This is a genomic window from Caulobacter sp. 73W (assembly GCF_041021955.1).
In the GTDB taxonomy this organism is placed as follows: domain Bacteria; phylum Pseudomonadota; class Alphaproteobacteria; order Caulobacterales; family Caulobacteraceae; genus Caulobacter.
The window spans coordinates 1938161-1956597 of sequence record NZ_CP158375.1; the positions used below are offsets into that span (position 1 = coordinate 1938161).

Annotated in this window: 18 protein-coding genes and 1 pseudogene; 9 read left to right on the forward strand and 10 right to left on the reverse strand. The window is 67.3% G+C overall.

Going from position 1 to position 18437, the window contains the following annotated elements:
- Nucleotides 1-225 precede the first annotated feature (225 nt).
- Nucleotides 226-1221 (reverse strand): glycosyltransferase family 2 protein, encoded by a 996-nt coding sequence (locus ABOZ73_RS09020; protein WP_369062415.1) that lies wholly within the window; start codon nt 1219-1221, stop codon nt 226-228.
- A gap of 72 nt (nt 1222-1293) precedes the next feature.
- Here ABOZ73_RS09020 and ABOZ73_RS09025 point away from each other — a divergent pair, with 72 nt between their 5' ends.
- From ABOZ73_RS09025 to ABOZ73_RS09035, 3 genes are all read left to right on the forward strand, one after another.
- A complete protein-coding gene (locus ABOZ73_RS09025) occupies nt 1294-2529 on the forward strand; it encodes a glycosyltransferase (protein WP_369062416.1) in 1236 nt (411 codons plus the stop codon).
- A complete protein-coding gene (locus ABOZ73_RS09030) occupies nt 2526-3125 on the forward strand; it encodes a YitT family protein (RefSeq protein ID WP_369062417.1) in 600 nt (199 codons plus the stop codon). Before ABOZ73_RS09025 ends, ABOZ73_RS09030 begins: the two co-directional genes overlap by 4 nt.
- A 74-nt stretch (nt 3126-3199) precedes the next feature.
- Nucleotides 3200-4321: a Fic family protein gene (locus tag ABOZ73_RS09035; RefSeq protein WP_369062418.1), complete on the forward strand. Its 1122-nt coding sequence runs from the start codon at nt 3200-3202 to the stop codon at nt 4319-4321.
- A 91-nt stretch (nt 4322-4412) separates the two neighbouring features.
- On the opposite strand, the gene ABOZ73_RS09040 is transcribed toward ABOZ73_RS09035, so the two are convergent.
- Genes ABOZ73_RS09040 through ABOZ73_RS09055 form a run of 4 tightly spaced genes read right to left on the reverse strand, consistent with a single transcriptional unit; the run spans nt 4413 to nt 7121 of the window.
- Nucleotides 4413-4904 carry a group III truncated hemoglobin gene (locus ABOZ73_RS09040; RefSeq protein WP_369062419.1) on the reverse strand — a complete coding sequence of 164 codons (492 nt, stop codon included), beginning with the start codon at nt 4902-4904 and terminating at the stop codon, nt 4413-4415.
- A gap of 5 nt (nt 4905-4909) precedes the next feature.
- Complete coding sequence (locus tag ABOZ73_RS09045; protein ID WP_369062420.1) at nt 4910-5266, reverse strand: hypothetical protein; 357 nt, start codon at nt 5264-5266, stop codon at nt 4910-4912.
- A gap of 18 nt (nt 5267-5284) precedes the next feature.
- Nucleotides 5285-6454, reverse strand: coding sequence for a tRNA epoxyqueuosine(34) reductase QueG (queG, locus tag ABOZ73_RS09050; protein WP_369062421.1), 1170 nt, complete (start codon nt 6452-6454; stop codon nt 5285-5287).
- A complete protein-coding gene (locus ABOZ73_RS09055; RefSeq protein ID WP_369062422.1) occupies nt 6435-7121 on the reverse strand; it encodes a glutathione S-transferase family protein in 687 nt (228 codons plus the stop codon). Before ABOZ73_RS09055 ends, queG begins: the two co-directional genes overlap by 20 nt.
- Before the next feature lie 249 nt (nt 7122-7370).
- Here ABOZ73_RS09055 and ABOZ73_RS09060 point away from each other — a divergent pair, with 249 nt between their 5' ends.
- Together ABOZ73_RS09060 and ABOZ73_RS09065 are read left to right on the forward strand one after the other, a co-directional pair.
- The gene (locus ABOZ73_RS09060; protein WP_369062423.1) at nt 7371-8675 is read left to right on the forward strand and encodes a cation:proton antiporter; all 1305 of its coding nucleotides are present in this window, start codon (nt 7371-7373) and stop codon (nt 8673-8675) included.
- Between the two features lie 18 nt (nt 8676-8693).
- Nucleotides 8694-9998, forward strand: a complete 1305-nt coding sequence (locus tag ABOZ73_RS09065) for a cation:proton antiporter (RefSeq protein ID WP_369062424.1) — start codon at nt 8694-8696, stop codon at nt 9996-9998.
- Between the two features lie 14 nt (nt 9999-10012).
- Here ABOZ73_RS09065 and ABOZ73_RS09070 read toward each other — a convergent pair whose 3' ends face one another.
- The 3 genes from ABOZ73_RS09070 to ABOZ73_RS09080 form a co-directional block, all read right to left on the reverse strand.
- Nucleotides 10013-10936 (reverse strand): cation diffusion facilitator family transporter, encoded by a 924-nt coding sequence (locus tag ABOZ73_RS09070; protein WP_369062425.1) that lies wholly within the window; start codon nt 10934-10936, stop codon nt 10013-10015.
- A gap of 68 nt (nt 10937-11004) precedes the next feature.
- Nucleotides 11005-13278 carry a DPP IV N-terminal domain-containing protein gene (locus ABOZ73_RS09075; protein WP_369062426.1) on the reverse strand — a complete coding sequence of 758 codons (2274 nt, stop codon included), beginning with the start codon at nt 13276-13278 and terminating at the stop codon, nt 11005-11007.
- Nucleotides 13279-13391: 113 nt separating this feature from the next.
- The gene (locus ABOZ73_RS09080) at nt 13392-13592 is read right to left on the reverse strand and encodes a hypothetical protein (RefSeq protein WP_369062427.1); all 201 of its coding nucleotides are present in this window, start codon (nt 13590-13592) and stop codon (nt 13392-13394) included.
- A 73-nt stretch (nt 13593-13665) separates the two neighbouring features.
- Between ABOZ73_RS09080 and ABOZ73_RS09085 the strand changes: the two genes are divergently transcribed.
- Nucleotides 13666-13827: a hypothetical protein gene (locus tag ABOZ73_RS09085; RefSeq protein ID WP_369062428.1), complete on the forward strand. Its 162-nt coding sequence runs from the start codon at nt 13666-13668 to the stop codon at nt 13825-13827.
- Here the strand turns inward: ABOZ73_RS09085 and ABOZ73_RS09090 are convergent.
- Nucleotides 13824-14905, reverse strand: a pseudogene (locus tag ABOZ73_RS09090) (citrate synthase/methylcitrate synthase). The gene ABOZ73_RS09085 and the pseudogene ABOZ73_RS09090 overlap by 4 nt on opposite strands.
- 90 nt (nt 14906-14995) lie before the next feature.
- Here ABOZ73_RS09090 and ABOZ73_RS09095 point away from each other — a divergent pair.
- Nucleotides 14996-16132, forward strand: coding sequence for a citrate synthase (locus tag ABOZ73_RS09095; protein ID WP_369062429.1), 1137 nt, complete (start codon nt 14996-14998; stop codon nt 16130-16132).
- Here the strand turns inward: ABOZ73_RS09095 and ABOZ73_RS09100 are convergent.
- Nucleotides 16129-17652 (reverse strand): methyltransferase regulatory domain-containing protein, encoded by a 1524-nt coding sequence (locus tag ABOZ73_RS09100; protein ID WP_369062430.1) that lies wholly within the window; start codon nt 17650-17652, stop codon nt 16129-16131. The genes ABOZ73_RS09095 and ABOZ73_RS09100 overlap by 4 nt on opposite strands.
- Before the next feature lie 114 nt (nt 17653-17766).
- On the opposite strand from ABOZ73_RS09100, the gene ABOZ73_RS09105 reads away from it, so the two are divergent.
- Complete coding sequence (locus ABOZ73_RS09105) at nt 17767-18042, forward strand: type II toxin-antitoxin system Phd/YefM family antitoxin (RefSeq protein ID WP_369062431.1); 276 nt, start codon at nt 17767-17769, stop codon at nt 18040-18042.
- An 8-nt stretch (nt 18043-18050) separates the two neighbouring features.
- The gene (locus ABOZ73_RS09110; protein WP_369062432.1) at nt 18051-18416 is read left to right on the forward strand and encodes a type II toxin-antitoxin system VapC family toxin; all 366 of its coding nucleotides are present in this window, start codon (nt 18051-18053) and stop codon (nt 18414-18416) included.
- Nucleotides 18417-18437: the final 21 nt, after the last annotated feature.

Genomic DNA, 18437 nt, shown 5'->3' on the forward strand with positions numbered 1-18437 from the left:
GCGGCGTCCAAACCCGCAAACCCAAACGGCGTAACGGAAAACCGCACGCTCTGATTCAATGCGGAGCCCCTTGCAACCCCTCATTGATTAAGGCGTTATTTGGACAGGTTCGGAGCGATGCGGGTTCGATCCCCGCCGGCGAGAACGGTGCGAGTGATCGTGGCCAGATCCTGAGCGCCAGCCGTAGCTTAAACGGGGACTAGAGCACTCCGAGCCAGCTTCCCCTCATCCCCTACGCTTGATCACTGGCGCCGCGCGCAACCATGCCAGCGGATTGAAGCTCATCGCGGCCGCGATCTGCGCCGAACTGGCCGTGCGCGTCGCCTGGATCACCCGCCGCCGCGCCAGCGCCTCGCCCAGCCCCTTCAGACCGTCCCCCAGCCCCCGAAACGCGGGCTTGGTCTCTCCGCGGAGGACATGCCGCGCCATCAGCAGGGCCGTGAAGGCTGCATGCGGAATGACCGTCAGCACGAGCAGGGTGATCGGAGTGTTCTGGACATAGGCCCACAGGCGGTTGCGCGCCCCGTGATAGAGCGCGAAGGCCGAGCGCGGCCCAGCGTTGCTGGCCGAGCCGGTGTGCCGGACCACGGCGCCGGGGACCAGGCGCGTCGCCTCCCCGGTCAGCCGCAGGCGATAGCCCAGGTCCACGTCCTCGCAGTAACAGAAGAACCGCTCGTCAAAGCCGCCGAGGCTGGCGAAGAGGTCCCGCTCGATCATCATCGCCGCGCCGCAGGCGGAGAACACCTCGCCCTCGGCGACATTCTGATCCGGCGCGCCGTAGCCGCCCCGGAACGGCACGCCCACCACCGACATGACGTCGCCCAGGCCGTCCAGCCGCGACGGATCCTCATCCATCAGCTGCCGCGCCGTGAAGCAGCGCACATCGGGGTGAGCCTGCGCCGCCGCCATGAAGGCCGACAGCCAGTCGGCCTGCGCATAGGCGTCGGGATTGAGCAGGACGATCCAGCGGCCCCGCGCCGCCTTGGCGGCGGCGTTGTTGCCGCCCGCGAAGCCGAGATTGCGATCGGCCTGGATCAGCCGGACGCCGGGCTGCGCCTGCGCGATCACCGCGCCATCATCGGTGGAGGCGTTGTCGAGGACGATGGTCTCGAAGTTGCGGAACGTCTGGGCCTCCAGGCTGTCGAGACAGCGCTGCAGGGTGGGCGCGCTCTGATAGGCGACGATCAGGATGCTGACGGCGGGAAGGGATGCTTCGGACACGACGCGCTCTTAGCACGAAGCGCGGCGGCGCGTGGACACCGTGGGCGCCGACGGTTTATCAGAGCGCACTCCATGTCCGCGCCCGACAGCCCCCTTGCGCACCTTCGCGCCCTGCGCCGCCGCCTCGCGCCTGGCCTTAGCGGCCCGGTGGGCAAGCTGCTGCCGCCGGCCTTCGCGCTGCTCGCCGGTCTGCGTCACCGCGCGGGCGGCCTTGCGCCCTCGGGACCGATCATCGTCGCCGGATTTCACGGCTCGGTGCTGGGCATCGGCGAGGCGGCCCGCAGCCTGTCGGCCACCCTGCGCTCCGCTGGCTTCGAGGTGATCGACTGGGACGTCAGCGCCCTGTTCGGCCATGAACGCCGGATCGAGGCCGGCGACCCGACGCCGCCGGCGGCGGGGTCCGGCACGCTGATCGCCCATATGAACCCGCCCGAGCTGCTGCAACTGATCGCGCTTCATGGCGCGGGCGCGCTGAAGGGGCGGCGGGTGATCGGTTACTGGGCCTGGGAGCTGGAACACCTGCCGAGGTCCTGGCGACCCGCCTTCCGCCATGTGGACGAGGTCTGGGCGCCCTCGCGGTTCACCGCTGAGGCGGTGGAAGAGGTCGCGCCGCAAGGCATGCCGATCCGCGTCCTGCCCCATCCGCTTGACCCGACCGATCTTGCGCCAGATCAGGCGCGGTTCGACTTCCCGGAGGATGCGGTGATCGTTCTGTCGGCCTTCGACCTGCGCTCGACCCTGGCCCGCAAGAACCCCCTGGCGGCGATCGAGGCCTTCAAGCGCGCCGCCAGCCGCTCGTCGTCCAACGCCCTGTTGGTGCTCAAGACCGTCGGCGCCGACGCCGCCACGCCCCTGCTGGCCCAGATCAACGCCGCCATCGGCGGGGCCCGGAACATCCGCCTGTTCAATGGCGTGCTGTCGCCAGACGACCGCGACCGCCTGGTGGCCAGCGCCGACATCATCTTGTCCCTGCACCGCTCCGAGGGCTTTGGTCTGTGGCTGGCCGAGGGGATGCTGGCGGGCAAGCCCGTGGTCGCCACCGCCTGGTCCGGCAACATGGACTTCATGACGCCCAAGACCGCCGCCATGATCCCGGCGCGGCTGGTGGCGGTCGACGACCGCCAGGGCATGTACGCCGGCGGCCGCTGGGCCGAGGCCGACCTCGACGCCGCCGAGGCCCGGCTGGTCGAACTGATCGACAGCGCCGACGCGCGCCGCGCCATGGGCGCCGCCGCCCGCGACCATGCCGCCAGGACCCTGGCCCCCTCACGGTGGGCCCGGATGCTGAAGACCTGGCTGCAGCCGTGAGCGCGCCGCGTCACACCGCGTCGGAAGACATCCATTCGATCCTCATCGGGACCAGCTTCATCGCCGTCGGCATCGCCCTGCTGAAGGCGGCGGGCCTGGTGACCGGCGGCATCGCGGGCCTGGCCCTGACCTTGTCCTACGCCACCGGCTGGCAGGTGGGCCTGCTGTTCTTCGCCCTCAACATTCCCTTCTACGAGCTGGCCCGCCGCACCATGGGCTGGACCTTCACGCTCAAGACCCTGGCGACCAACGCCCTGCTGGCGGGGTTCACGGCCGCGCTGCCCCTGTGGCTGGAACTGGATCGGGTCGATCCACTGTTCGCCGCTCTCTTTGGGGGGACCATCATCGGCATGGGCGTCCTCGCCTTGGCGAGGCATGGCTCAAGCGTCGGCGGGATCGGGGTGCTGGCGACCTACATGCACGAAAGGCGCGGGGTGAATGCCGGACGTGTCCAGATCGCCGCCGACGTGCTCATCATCGCGTCCGCCTTCTCTGTCATCGATTGGAGCAAGCTCGCGCTGTCACTGCTCAGCGCCGCAGCGCTGAGCCTTGTCATAATCGTCAATCATCGGCCTGGGCGCTACACAGGCTACTAGAATGATCGATAAAAGTGGATTTTATCGATCAAAATATCACATAATCTGATCGATAAAGACGTCGGATATCGATCATGAGATGGAGCTGGCAGCAACCTGACTGGCCCAGGTTCACCTGGGATGCAGGTGCTCTACGTCGCGCCGAGAGCGAGTTCATCGAAAATGCCGGCGTCCAGATCGGGGCTTCGAAGCATCTAAGCGAAGCGCACAGCTCTGCGATCCGCATTGAGTTGATGGGGCATGAGGCGACAGACACCTCAGCTATCGAAGGCGAAACCCTAGATCGTGACAGCGTCCAATCTTCGATCCGACGCCACCTTGGCATGACTGATGATCGACGCCGTGTATCTCCGGCGGAGGCGGGCATCGCCGAGATGACGGTCGACCTTTTCGAGCATGCGGAAAGCGCCCTGTCGGAAGAGGTCCTGTTTCGCTGGCACCGATGGGTAATGAATGGCCGCACGGACATGGCGGACATCGGTCGCTACCGTACTCACAGTGATCCGATGCAGATTGTCTCGGAGTACGTACACGCGCCCAAGGTTCACTTCGAAGCGCCGCCATCCGCCCAACTCGCCGGCGAAATGGCTCACTTCTGGGAATGGCTAGAACAGACAGGGCCTGGCTCAGTTCAAGCGCTCCCCGCCATTACCCGGGCCGGTATCGCGCACCTTTGGTTTGAGAGCATCCATCCATTCGAAGATGGCAATGGGCGCATTGGCAGGGCGATAAGCGAAAAGCTCTTAGCTCAAGGCCTGCCAACGCCAATGGTCACCGGCATGTCGAGCACGCTGCTGCACCATCGCAAGGACTATTACGCCGAACTAGAGCGAGCTCACCGCCATCTCGAGATAACCGATTGGCTGGTGTGGTTCGCCGGTCAGGCGCTGGAATCTCAACACCGTACTTTGAACCTGGTTGAGTTTGTCCTGGCCAAGACACGCCATCTGGAAAGGCTTCGGGGAGCCATAAACGACCGACAGGAAAAGGCGCTGCTTCGGCTCTACGCCGCCGGGCCGCAGGGCTTCAAGGGCGGCATTAGCGCCTCCAATTATATGTCGATCACGAAAGCTTCGACGGCGACGACGACGCGAGACCTTGCAGCTTTAGTAGAACTTGGCGGTTTGACGCGCACCGGCACGGGCAAGTCCACACGCTACCATTTGGACATTCAAGCGCCACGGCCGCCCAGTTAGTCCTCTCAGACACCCCTACGGCCACGTGGCCGATCATATTCACCGCAAGATGTGCGGCGAATAAACCCTGCAATCACCGCATCCTGGAACGTCAGGAGCGCGAGGTCAGCCCGTTGATCAACTCGCCGCGGCTGGCGGAGATCGCATATTGCAGACTTTTGGCGATCATGTTGGCCCGGGCGACCACCAAGGCGGCTGCCTCGGACGACCACAATTCTTCGGCGGTTTCGGAGAACAGCTCCAGCCAGCGCGCGAAATGCGCGCCCTCGATCTTTGGTAGGGCCAGGTGAACGGGGATGGGCGCGCCCTTGTAGCGGCCCGTGGTCAGCAAGATGGACGACCAGAAGTCGCAAAGCTTGGCCAGATGTTCGTCCCAATGATCGCCGATGGCGGTCTCGAAGATCGGCCCCAGTTCCGGCTCGCGTCGGATCTTGGCGTAGAACGCATGGACGAGCGCGGTGATCATCGACTCGGTGACGCCGACGGCGGCGCCCGGCGACAAAAGCTGACGGGTCTGGCGGCGCTCCTCGTGCATGGCCTCATCATACGCCCGCCCATCCTGCGGCGGCTTGATCTGGGTCAAGACCTCTAGCCGACGGTGAACTTGAAGTGCTGGCTGGAGCCATGGTCGAAGAGGGTCACCTCGCCGCCCTTCACCTTGGCCTCGAAGTGCGTGCCGTCGCCGTGGTGGTAGCCGGTGACCGTATCGTCCACGCGGGTGAAGGCGATGTGGGCGGCGTCTCCGTGGTGATAGACGGCGTTTGGCAGCGGTCCGTTCACATGACAGTCGCGCGTGTGGTCGTAAGCCTCGACCACGCCATTCTCCGCCTTGGCGCTGATGCGCACATTGCCCGTCCGACTGTGGTCCAGGACATTGGTGTAGGCGCGGCCGTTCACCAGGGCGGCGGAAATGGCGGCGACGACGGGGCGGGCGTGAACGTTCATGAAGCCTCGGGCAAATGGTCAAGCTTGGACGAAATGCGGCTGCGGCGTTTGGGTTGCGGCCAGTTCGTCAAGGACGTGGGGATCGGCCTCGGCGCTCGCCAGGGTCTGGCGCAGGAGTGCGAAGGCCTCCGCGTCCAGCAGTCGCGACGCCGCCCACACCGCCGCGCCGCGCACATCCGGCGACGTGTCCGACAGCAACGGCTCCACCGCCGCCATCAGGCTCGGCGCCCCGCTGTTGCCCATGGCGTAGAGGACGTTGCGCACGAAGCGGTCGCGACCGATGCGCTTGACTGGGCTCTTGGAGAACAGCTGCCGGAAGGACGGATCGTCCAGGGCCGCCAGTTCGGCCAGGGACGGACCGCGTAGGGCGTCGCGGGCATGCAGCTTCTGCTCGCGCGCCTGGGACGCGAACTTGTTCCACGGACACACCGCCAGACAGTCGTCGCAGCCATAGATGCGGTTGCCCAGCGCGGCGCGAAACTCGTGCGGGATCGGGCCTTTGTGCTCGATGGTCAGATAGGAGATGCAGCGCCGGGCATCGAGCCGGTAGGCTTGTGGAAACGCCTTGGTCGGGCAGACGTCGAGGCAGGCGCTGCACGAGCCGCATCCGGCCTGGGGCGCCTCGTCGGTCTCCAGCGGCAGGGTGGTCAGCACCGAGCCCAGAAACAGCCAGGAGCCGAAGCCGCGCGAGACCAGGTTGGTGTGCTTTCCCTGCCAGCCGACCCCGGCCTTCTCGGCAAGGGGCTTTTCCATCAGGGGCGCGGTGTCGACGAACACCTTCACCTCTCCGCCGAAGGCCTCGACCATCCAACCGGCCAGCAGCTTCAGCCGCTTCTTGATGACCTCGTGATAGTCGTCGCCCTGAGCGTAGACGCTGATCGCCGCGCGGGTCCGATCCAGGAGCGCCGCCAGGGGGTCGCTGTCGGGGCCGTAGTTCATGCCCAGCACCACCGCCGAGCGGGCGTCGGTCCACATGGCGGTGGGATGGCTTCGACGCTCCAGCGTCTCCTCCATCCAGCCCATAGTGCCGTGCAGGCCTTCGGCCACGAACTGGCTCAGCCGCTGGCCCGCCAGCCAGGGCTCGTCGACCGCGGCGAAACCGCAGAAGTCGAAGCCAAGCTCCAGCGCCTTGGCGCGGATCAGGTCTTTTGCCTGAAGAGGGGGATGATCAGAAGTCGAGGTCGTCATAGTGGCCGGCGGGAGCAAGCCCGGGCCAGCGATCGGCGAGGATCGGCCTGAAGGACGGCCTGGACTTGATCCTCATGTACCACGTCTTGGCGGCCGGGAAGTCACGCCACGGCACGTCGCCAAAATAGTCGATGACCGAAATATGCGCCGCCGCCGCAATATCGGCCAGGCTCATCCGCTTGCCGGCCAGCCAATCGCGGGCCTGGAGCAGGCCTTCGATGTAGATGAGGTGCTCGCGCAGGGCCTCGCGGCCGCGGCGCAGGTTGGCCAGTTCCGGCGCGCCAAGGCGCAGGAGGCGCTTTTCCATCTTCTCGTGGAGCAGCAGGCCGTTGACCTCAAAATCGAACTTGCGGTCGAACCATTGCAGCAGGCGGCGCGCTTCGGCGCGCTCGGCCGGCTCAGGCGCCAATAGGGCCGGTTCGGGATGCTGCTCTTCCAGATGGCCCAGGATCGCCCGCGCCTCGCACAGCACCAGCCTTTCGGGGGCCTTGTTCTCGACCAGCACGGGCGTCAGGCCTGAGGGGTTGAGCTTCAGGAACTCAGCCGGCCGCTCCCAGTAGCGCACCTGCACGTCGGTGAAGGGCAGGCGCTTCTCGCCCAGCAGCACGCGCACCTGGCGCGACGCCGGATCGAGCGGGAAATGATGGAGGATGCGTTCGACGCTCATGCGAGGTCAGATGGCCTTTGGACGGGATGGGTTCAGGCGCTGACGCCAGCAAGGCGCGCAACCTGTTAAGGTCCCGTTTACTGAACGCTGTTCTTGCGGACAATGTCGCGGGATGACGCCAATGCGCCTGCCCGGCGCCCAATTCAAGGCGCCACGAGACGACAGCGCTGTCATTTAGCGCTTCTCCCCAGAAAACCCGGTGCTAAGGTGCCTTTAAAGACGCGGATAACGGCGTCGGGAGGGACTGACATGACGCCTGCTGAGCTCAGCGTGGCCTTTTTCCTGCAGATGGCGATCATCATCGCCGCCTGCCGCAGCGTGGGCTGGTTCGTAAAGCGCTACCTGGGTCAGCCTCAGGTGGTCGGCGAGATGATCGCAGGCGTGATCCTCGGCCCCTCGCTCCTGGGGCTTCTGTTCCCCGATCTGCAAGGGATGCTGTTCCCCAAGGAATCCAAGCCGGTCCTGTTCGTCGGCGCGCAGCTGGGCGTAGGGCTCTACATGTTCCTGGTCGGGGCGGGCTTCAACGCCGACCACTTCAAGCACAACGCCAAGAGCGCCACGGCCGTGTCGCTGTCAGGCATGATCGCGCCCTTCCTGGTGGCTGTCGCCTTGACGCCTTGGCTTGTGGGCAAGGGACTGTTCGGCGAAGGCGTCGATGTCGGCCAGGCCACGCTCTTCATGGGCGCGGCGATCTCCATCACCGCCTTCCCGGTTCTGGCCCGCATCATCCAGGAGCGCGGCCTGTCCAGGACGCCGCTCGGCGCCATGTCGCTCTCGGCCGGCGCCATCGATGACGCCTGCGCCTGGTCGGTGCTGGCCATCGTGCTCGCCAGCATGGGCGGCGGCGCGCTGGTCGCCATGAAGGCCATCGTGGGCGGAGGCCTCTTCGCGGCGCTCATGCTCACCCTGGGGCCCCGCCTGCTCGCCCCGCTGGCCCGCATAGCCGAGCGAGAAGGCAAGCTCAGTCCCGCTGTGCTGGGCGTGATCCTGATCCTCTTCATGCTCAGCGCCTGGGCCATGGACGCGGCCGGCCTGCACTCGGTGTTCGGCGGCTTCATCCTCGGCGCGGCCCTGCCGCGCGGCGTGCTGACCCGCGAACTCCAGCGCCAGCTGGAGCCGTTCGCGCTCATCGTGCTGGTACCGATGTTCTTCACCTTCTCGGGCCTGAACACCCAGCTGACCATGGTCGGGGACTGGAACCTGATGGCTATCGCCCTGGTCATCCTGGCCGGCTCGATCCTGGCCAAGGCCGGCGCCTGCTATCTCGCCGCGCGCCTGACCGGCCAGGACAACGCCACGGCGCTGGGCATCGGGACCTTGATGAACGCGCGCGGCATGATGGAGCTGATCATCATCAACATCGGTCTGCAAAAGGGGATCATCGGCCCGGCCTTGTTCTCGATGTTGGTGTTGATGGCGGTGGCCACCACCTTGATGACCACGCCGATGTTCGAGCTTGTCTATGGTCGCCGCGCTCGGGCGCGCGGCGAACTTGGCGCGCTGAACGAGGCCGAGGGTGATGACATCCCCGCCCCTCGTCCCGCTCAAGCCTGACACGTAGGGAAAGCGCAGATGACTCCAGCCGAGCTGAGTGTCGCCTTCTTCTTGCAGATGGCGATCATCATCGCCGCCTGCCGGGGTGTGGGCTGGCTTGCGCAACGCTATCTGGGCCAGCCGCAGGTGGTGGGCGAGATGATCGCCGGGGTGATCCTTGGCCCCTCTTTGTTCGGGCTCTTCGCCCCGGACCTGCAGGCTCTGCTGTTTCCGAAGGAATCCAAGGCGGTCCTGTTCGTGGGCGCCCAGATGGGCGTCGGGCTCTACATGTTCCTGGTCGGATTGGGGTTTCAGACGGAACACTTCCGGTCCAACGCCCGCAGCGCCGCGGCCGTCTCCTTGTCGGGCATGGCGGCGCCGTTCCTGGTCGCGGTCGCCATGGCGCCCTGGCTGCTGAGCCACGGCCTGTTCGGCGAAGGCATCAACACGTTCCAGGCGACCCTGTTCATGGGCGCGGCGATCTCGATCACCGCCTTCCCCATGCTGGCCCGCATCATTCATGAGCGGGGCATCAGCGGCACGCCTCTGGGCACGCTGTCGCTTTCGGCCGGCGCCATCGACGACGCCGGCGCATGGACGGTCCTGGCCATCGTGCTCGCCACCTTCGGCGACGGACCCATGGTGGCCGTCAAGGCGATCGCCGGCGGCGGGGGTTTCGCGCTCGTGATGTTGACCCTGGGGCCGAGGTTGCTGGCGCCGCTGGGCCGCATGGCTGAGCGGGAGGGCAAGGTCGGGACGGGATTGCTGGGCGTCTGCCTGCTGCTCTTCATGCTCTGCGCCTGGGCCATGGACGCGGTGGGCATCCACGCGGTGTTCGGCGGCTTTATCCTCGGCGTGGTGATGCCGCGCGGAATTCTGTCGCGCGAACTGAAGCGTCAGCTGGAGCCCTTCGCGGTCGTCGTGCTGCTGCCGATGTTCTTCACCTTCTCGGGCCTGAACACCCAGCTGAGCATGGTCAACAATATCGGGCTGCTGGCGGCCACGGCCGTCATCCTGGTCGGCTCGATCCTGGCCAAGGGCGGCGCCTGCTGGGCCGCCGCGCGCCTGACGGGCCAGGACAATTCCACGGCCTTGGGGATCGGCGCCCTCATGAACGCGCGGGGACTGATGGAGCTGATCATCATCAATATCGGCCTGCAGCGCGGAATCATCGGCCCGGCCCTCTTCTCCATGCTGGTGCTGATGGCCATCGTCACCACCCTGATGGCCTCGCCCATGTTCGAGTGGGTCTATGGCCGCCAGGCGCGGGCGCGTGGGGAGTTGGGCGGTCTTGACGAGAGCGAGGACGAGGCGCCCCTCAGCGGCCGCGCCGCGCAGGCCTGACCCGTCGCCTCCGCTCAGCCTTCGCTGAACACGCCGCCGTGCGTCTCGGCGCGACCGCGCGGATCGGCGTGCAGCAGGATGTCGGCGGTGGGGAACGCTTCCAGAATCCGACGCTCCGCCGCCACGACGATGGCGTGGGCCGCCTCAAGCGTCAGGTCCGGGTCCAGATCCATGTGCGCCTGGATGTGGATGTAGGGGCCAGATTCCCGGGTGCGCAGCTGATGCACCCCGCGCACTTTCGGGTCCGCCGCCATCAGGGCCAGGACCCGTTCGCGATCTTCGTCCGAAAGCTCCCGGTCCATGAGCTGGTTGGCCGCTCCGCTGAAGACGCCGATAGCGCCCCAGACCAGCCACGCCGCCACGATCAGGCCCGCCGCCGCGTCGACCCAGACCACCCCCGTCAACGCGGTCACGACCAGCCCCAGAATGACCACCGCATTGGAGCCCAGATCGGCGGCGTAGTGCGCGCGGTCGCCTTCCACGGCGATGGAGCCGGTCTGGGCCAAGGCTCGCGATTGCAGGGTGATGAGAACGCCGGTGATGAGGATCGACAGGACCATCACCGCGATGCTCCAGCCATCGACGCTCACCGCGGCGGGATGCAGCAGGCGGCCGATCGCTTCTCGGCCGATCAGCGCGCCGGACGCGAAGACCAGGCCTGCCTGCATGAGGCTGGCGAAGGCCTCGGCCTTGCCGTGACCGAAGCGATGCTCGGCGTCGGGCGGCGCCGCCGCGTAACGGACCGCAAAGAGGGTCACCAGCGACGCCACAAGATCAAGCGCGGAGTTGGCCAGGGAGGCCAGGATGGCCAACGAACCGCTGGCGGCGAACGCCCCGGCCTTGAGCGCGATCAGGACGATCGCCGTCCCGGTCGAGATCAGGGTGATCTGGCGGGTGATGGCGACCTTTTGAGAGATGGCGTTCGACGGGCGATGCACGTGGCGGCTCCTGGCGCCCGGTCAGGTCGCCGGACGCCGCGAACATAACCTGATCCTGACGCCCGTGCTTACTGCGCGGCGGTGCGGTTCCAGTCCAGCGCCCCCTGGCCGCCCAGCTTGCGCAAGAAGAAGTCGAACTGCCGGCGCTGGAAGTAGGCGATCGGCCCGGTCGAGCGGCCGACCGAATGGCCCTCGCCGGGGGCGACCACCAGTTCAAAGTCCTTGTTCGCCTTGATCAGGGCGTTGACCACCTGAAGGGTCGAGGCCGGATCGACGTTGGAATCCTGCTCTCCGACGATCAGCAGCACGTCGCCCTGCAGCTTGTGGGCGTTGTCGACGCCCGAGGCGCGGGCGTAAGCGTCGTCCACCGGCCAGCCCATCCACTGTTCATTCCAGCTGATCTTGTCCATGCGGTTGTCGAAGCAGCCGGCATAGGCGACGGCGGCCTTGTAGAATTCCGGGTGGAAGATGAGGGCCCCAAAGGCGCTCTGTCCGCCGGCCGAGGCGCCGTAGATGCCCACGCGGCTGATGTCGTAGGACGGATCGCGCGCCGCCAGGGCCTTGTGCCACAAGATGCGGTCGGGAAAGCCGCTGTCGCCGAGGTTCTTCCACGCCACGTCGTGGAAGGCCTTGGAGCGGTTCAGCGTGCCCATGCCGTCCATCTGCACGACGATGAAGCCAAGATCGGCCTGGGACTGCATGCCGATCATCTTGTCGCCGCCGGCATGGTAGCCGAAAGGCCAGAAGGTCTTGGGAACGAAGCTGTCGTGGGGCCCCGCATAAATGTTCTCGATCACCGGATAGCGCTTGGCCGGATCATAGTCCTTGGGCCGGACCACCAGCCCCCAGATATCGCTCTTGCCGTCGCGGCCCTTGGCCTTGAACACCTCCGGCGCCTTCCAGCCGGCCGCCTTCAGCTCTGTGATGTCGCCGGTCTCGATCCGGGCCACCAGGCTGCCGTCCGCCTTTCGCAGTTCGGAGATGTTCGGCTGGTCGGTGCGCGAATAGGTGTCGACGTAGAAGTTCATGTCCGACGAGAAGGCCACGTCGTGCCAGGCGTCGGCCGTGGTCAGGGCGGCAAGGTTCGTGCCGTCGAAATCGACCCGGTAGACGTGCTGCAGATAGGGGTCCTCGCCGGGGCGCATGCCGCTGGCGGCGAACCAGATGCGGCGCTTGTCCTCATCGACCTTGATGACCTTGCGGACGATCCATTCACCCTTGGTGATCTGGGTCTTCACCCGGCCGGTGCGGCCGTCGTGGAGGTAGAGGTGGTTCCAGCCGTCCCGCTCGGACATCCAGATCACCTCACGGCCGTCCGCGCCGATGTCCTGGCGGAAGGTGCGGCCCATATTGATGAAGGTCTTGGTCTGATCGTCGATCACGGCGCGCGCCGCGCCGCTGGCGGCGTCCACCTCGATCAGCTTGAAGGCTTGATGGCCGCGCTGGTCGTACTCAAAGGACACCGTGCGGCTGTCCTTGCGCCAGGCCAGTTTCGACATGGAATAGGGGTTCGGGAACAGCGCGTCGGCGACGTCGATCTGCTTGCCGGCGGCGACGTCGAACAGGACGGGCCGTTCGATGTCCACCGGGTCTCCGGGCTTGGGATAGACTTGGGTCTGCAGCTTGGGCTGGACCTGATCGCCAGGAGAGGTCTCCACCCGCAGCACTTCGCGGCGGTAGCCCGGCCGCACGCGATAGACGGCCAGCTTTTGGGAATCGGGCGACCAGACGATGGTCTCGGGATCATAGAAGTCGCCAGGCGAGCCGTCGGTGCTCAACACCCGGGTCACGCCGCCACTGAGGCTGCGGACCGCCAGGTTATCGCCCTGGACGAAGGCTTCCCAGCGGCCGTCGGGCGAGCGCTTGGGCGTATTGTCGGCGGGGATCGACAGGTCCCGCACCACGCCGAAGCCCTTGGGCCGGGTGGTGCGCGGCGCGGCCTTGGCGCAGTCATAGGCCACCAGGCTGCAGGTCCACCGCGCCTCGCCCGACATGAAAGCGACGGCCCTGCCGTCCTTCTCGTAGGTGAAGCTGTCGAAGGGCAGGCGCAGGGGCGCCTGCTCCGAACCCATGGCCTTGGACAGGCCCGCCGCCAGGCGCGCCTGATCGAAGGCGGGCGTCTTGGCCCCGCTGACCGGGTCATAGAGGACAAAGGCGAAGCCGCCGGCCACGGTCTTGCGGTAGAGGAACTTCGACTGCCCCTCGACCCAGATCGCCGGATCGGCCACGTCGCGGGTCAAGTACATCCAGCGGTCGCGCAGGCTTACCGACGCCTCGACGTCCGCCTTGCTCACGGCCGCCAGGGCGGGCGCGCCCGAGAAAACCAAAGCAGCGGCGATCATCGCCGCACCCCGACCCACAATCATCAGCGCAACCCCCAGCCAGATATCGTATACGATCCTATCGGCTGGGCGACTGGGCGCAAGCGGTCTTCCGCATGGAAAGGGCGAGCGATTTAGAACGCGTGATTGTAGGTGACGGAGATGGTGCCGTCCTTGAACCGGCCGGTTCCCGCGGCGCGGTCGGCGCCAGGATATCGGTTGCCCGAGTAGTTTGAGTACTGGACGGACCAGCCGCCGGGACGCCAGTCGAACCAGCCGAAGCTGTAGACGAAGTCGGGATCCCACGGTTGCTGCTGCGGTTTGATCCGTCGCAAGGCCCGTCAGGCCGCGTTAGGCGAACCTCGCCGTAACGCGGCGACAACCGCCGCGCTCCTCAAGGACCCCGCGATGATGACGTTCACCACGCCTGAAGCTCTCCTTCCACAAACGTCTGTCGAACCGCCCCACGCCGCCCGTGTCGGCGTCAAGGACGTCGGCCACAACGTCACCACCGTCTGTGGCGAGGCGGTCGATGGCCGCATCGCCGACCTGGCGGACGGCGACGCCTAGGCCGCAACCTTGGGCGCAGGGCCCACATAGAGCGACTGCGGCCGGATGAGCTTGCCTCCGGCCGCCTGTTCGCGGGCGTGAGCGACCCAGCCCGCCGCCCGGCCCATGGCGAAGACGCAGGTGAAGGCCGAGGGCGGGAAGCCCAGAGCCTCCAGCAGCAGGGCCGTGTAGAATTCCACATTGGTCTGCAGCGGCCGGTCCGGCTTGCGTTCGCGCAAGATCGCCAGGGCCGCCTGCTCCACCGCCTCGGCGAAGGCGATGCGGCCCGCCGCGCCCTGGCTGTCGTGGACCAGACCGCGCACGGTGGCCTTCAAAGCGTCGGCGCGAGGGTCGCGGACGCGATAGATCCGGTGACCGAAGCCCATCAGCCGCTCGCCGCGATCCAGGGCCGCCGCCAGCCAGTCGCGCGCGCTCGCCGGGTCGCCGATGGCGTCCAGCATGTCGATCACCGGCTCCGGCGCGCCGCCATGCAGCGGTCCCTTCAGAGCGCTGATCCCCGCCAGCACCGCTGAGGTCAGGCCCGCCTGGGTGGAGGCCACCACCCTTGCCGCGAAGGTCGAGGCGTTTAGGCCGTGGTCGCACACGGTGACCAGATAGGTGTCCAGGGCCGCCGCCTGGGCGGCGCCAGTCTCGCGGCCGTGCAACATGCGCAGCGTATCGGCGGCGTGGCCCAGCCCAGGCTCCGGCGCCACCGGCGACTGGCCTGCCGCCGCCCGCACCACGGCGGCCGTGAACACCGCCGGGGCGGCGATGAGCGCCAACGCCGTCTCCAGGTCGTCGCCGTCCGGCAGGCGGGCGATCAGGGCGCGAACCGCCACCACCGGTCCCCTGGCGACAAGATCGGTGTCCAGGCGGGCGACCTCGTCGAACACCCTGACGCGCGCGGCCCCTAGGGGGGCGCCAAGTTTGTCGGCAGGTCCGGGAAGAAGCCGCCCAGCAGCAGGCCGACCACCTGTTCGAACGTCCAGCGGCCGGCTAGCTGATCCAAGGCGTGTCCCCGGATGACCAGGCGGCCAGCCTGGCCATCGACCTCGGACAAGATGGTTTGGGCGGCGACGACGCCTTCAAGACCGGACATGGCAAACTCCTTCAAAGCTCGTCCGCCAGTCCGCGCTCCAAATATATTGACGTCAATCTTGATCAATATAATCAATATCTCATGGACTGGATGAGCGCCGCCGAAGCCATGAACGCCCTGGGCGTGCGTCAGCAGACGCTCTACGCCTATGTCAGCCGCGGCCGCATCGCCGTGCAGGCCGACGCCGCGGATCCGCGTCGAAGCTGCTACAGCGCCGCCGACATCAAACTGCTGGCCGAGCGCAAGCGGCGAGGCCGCAAGGCCGCCGACGTGGCCCAGAGCGCCATCGCCTGGGGCGAGCCGGTCCTGGACTCCGCGATCACCACCGTGGCCCATGGGCGGCTGTTCTATCGCGGCCAGGACGCGACGGCTCTGGCCCTGACCCACGACTTCGAGGCGATCGGCCGGCTTCTGCGCGGCCAGACAAACCCGGACCTGACGCCTGTCGAGGGCGCGCCTGTTCCCAAAGGCAAGACCGCCCGGGCCCGGCTGTTCGCCACCCTGGCCGGCCGCGCGGCGACGGACCTGCCCCTGGCGGGCCGATCGCCGAACTCCCTGTTCGTGGAGGCGGCCTCCCTGCTCGCCGCCGTCACCGCCGCCGCCAGCGGAGAGGAAGGGTGCGGCCCCGCGCATGAGCGCCTGGCGACCGCCTGGGGCTGCGACGCCGACGGGGCCGACCTGATCCGCCGCGCCCTGGTGCTGCTGGCCGATCACGAGCTCAACGCCTCGACCTTCGCGGCCCGGGTCGCGGCTTCGACCGGCGCGTCCCTGGCGGCCAGCGCCCTGGCCGGCCTAGCGGCTCTGTCCGGACCACTACATGGCGGCATGGCCAGCCGGGTGGAGACCTATCTGGCGGAGGTGAAGCGCGCCGGGCCGGAGGCGGCCACCGCCGCCCGGATGATGCGCGGCGAAGCGCTGCCCGGCTTTGGCCACCCGCTCTATCCCGACGGCGACCCCCGCGCCGAGACTCTACTCTCGGCGTTCGAGACCCCCAAGCGATGGGCGGCGACGGCCGCAGCCGCGCAGGAGGCCGGTTCCGGCCGCCCCAATATCGATTTCGCCCTCACGGCCCTGGCCAAGCACCTGTCCCTGCCGGACGACGCACCGTTCACCCTGTTCGCCGCAGCCCGCTGCGCCGGCTGGATCGCCCACGCCATCGAACAGTCGCGCACCGGCCGCCTGATCCGCCCCCGCGCCTGCTACAACGGCCTGACGCCGAGCGACTAGAACGCCCCGAGGCTCTTCCAGACATCGATCCGGCCCTCAAAGGCCGGGGTCATCTGCTCGACCAGATAGGCCCGCGCCTCGTCGCCTTCGAGGGCGCGCCCATCGGGGCTGAGGCCGCGGCCGCTGGCGGCGAGGAGGGCCTGACCGTAGGCCGCCGCGTCCGCGATATCCTCGCCCCGTCCGACGACGACGGCGCAGGCGACGAGCAGATCGGCGCCCGAGATCACCTGCCCGGTGCGGGCGGCCGGCAGGGCCAGGACGTTGTAGGCGCGTCCCTTGCGATAGGCGTCGAGCAGCACGTGATTGAGCCGGCGCGCGGGTTCGACGTCCGTCTCGGGGAAGACCGGCAGCACCTGCTTGGAATGGACCAGCAGGGTGAGGACCTGGATCGCCAGGGCGAGGTTCTGTTCAGGGACCAGCCCCTGAAGCTCCACGAAGCTCGCCGGGCCCGCCGCCAGACGATCGAGGACCGGCGTATAGACCGGCTCGGGGCCGCTCATCTCGCCCATCGGGCCGCTGAAGCTGAGGCTGATCCGGCCGCGCGGCGCGGCCAGGGCGAAGTGCTGGCCGTGCAGGGTCAGGGCCAGCTCCACGGGGTTCAGCAGGTTGAGCCCGCGACCGAAGATGTCCCGGCGAAAGCCCTTGTTGTTGGCGAAGTCGCGAAGCTGCTCGGTCCACACCCGGTCGCCGCCGGCCTCCTGCGCGATCACCGCCGCCGCGTCCGGGGTCGTGGCCGCCTCGGGGATATTCTCCATCAGGCCGGCTGAGGTCACAAAATCCAGGCGCGCCTCGCCCATCCGTTCGGCCACCTCGGAGAAGTGGAACGGCCGCCAGTGGCGGTTTAGATACTCGTGGGCGAAATAGGCTCCCGGCTGGGTGCGCAGATTGGCGAGCTTGGGCTCCAGGGTCGGGTTGACCGCGAAGTAGACGCCGCCGGCGTCCTTCATCCGCTGCGCCAGATCGAGCGCCCGCGTGGGGGCCGTGTCGATGTCGCCCTTCAGATAGACCTGCCTCGCCATGTGGCGGAAGGACAGGGCCTGCGACCAGCCCGGCAGGGCGTTATATGACACATAGACCAGGCCGCCGGGCTGCAGGGTCCGCTCGATGAAGGCCAGGATCTGGCTGACGTTCTCTTCGGAGATCCAGGTCAGGACGCCGTGCAGGGCGATGATGTCGAAGCGGGGCAGGTCGTCCGCGCGCTCGATGGCCTGGGCGAAGCTCCAATCGCGGAACTCCACATTGGTCAGCTGGGCGTCCGCCGCCATCTTGCGGGCGTTGGCGATCTGGGCCGGGTTGAAGTCCATGCCCCAGAAGCGTCCCTGGGGATTGGTCGCCGCCAGGACATTGACGCTGACCCCCTGCCCGCAGCCCAGTTCACAATAGTTGAACTCGCCGCTCAACGCCGGCGGCCGCGCGCCCGCCACGAGGGCGGCGAAGCCAAGGTGCGCCGGCGCAAGCTCGCTATAGAAGGACGACGTGTACTGCAGGTCCGTCGTGTAGCCTTCGCTCCAACTCGTCATGCCATCCCCCGACTGCTTACCGCAGAGGTAAACGGACTCGCCGCCGACGCACAGGGGAGGCTTGCCCAGCGGCGCCATGGAAGCAACATGCCTACATTCTCGGGAGCCGTCGCCATGATCACCACCGTGTCCAGCCGCGAGTTCAATCAAGATCCCAGTGGCGTGAAGAAAGCCGCCACCAACGGGCCGGTCGTGATCACGGACCGTGGCAGGCCAGCTTACGTGGTGCTGACCTTTGACCAGTATCGCAAACTGACGGCTGCGCGCTTGCCCCTCTCGGCGATACTGGGGATGGCCGACAGCGAAGAGATCACCTTCGAGCCCCAGGCGGCGGACATCCGCAGTCGACCTGCGGATTTCGATGAGCGCCTTTACTCGACACCAATGTGATTTCGGAGATGCGAAAGCTCGGCTCGTCCAGAATCGACCCCCATGTCGCGGCGTGGGCCGAACAGCTGGAGCCCTCAGGCCTGCACCTCAGCGCGATCACCGTCCTGGAGCTGGAGCAGGGCGTCCTCCAGATCGAGCGGCGAGACAGCGCTCAAGGCTTGCGCCTGCGGCGCTGGCTGGAGACGCAGGTGCTCACCGAGTTCGAGGGCCGCATCCTCCCCGTCGATAAGTCTGTCGCCTTGGCCTGCGCCGCATTGCATGTGCCCGCCCCCAGGTCGCAGCGTGACGCTCTGATCGCCGCGACCGCGCGCGTCCACAAGATGACGCTCGCCACCCGAAACCTGCCTGATTTCCAGGGAACCGCGTGGCGTTGATCAATCCCTGGACCGTCGCGC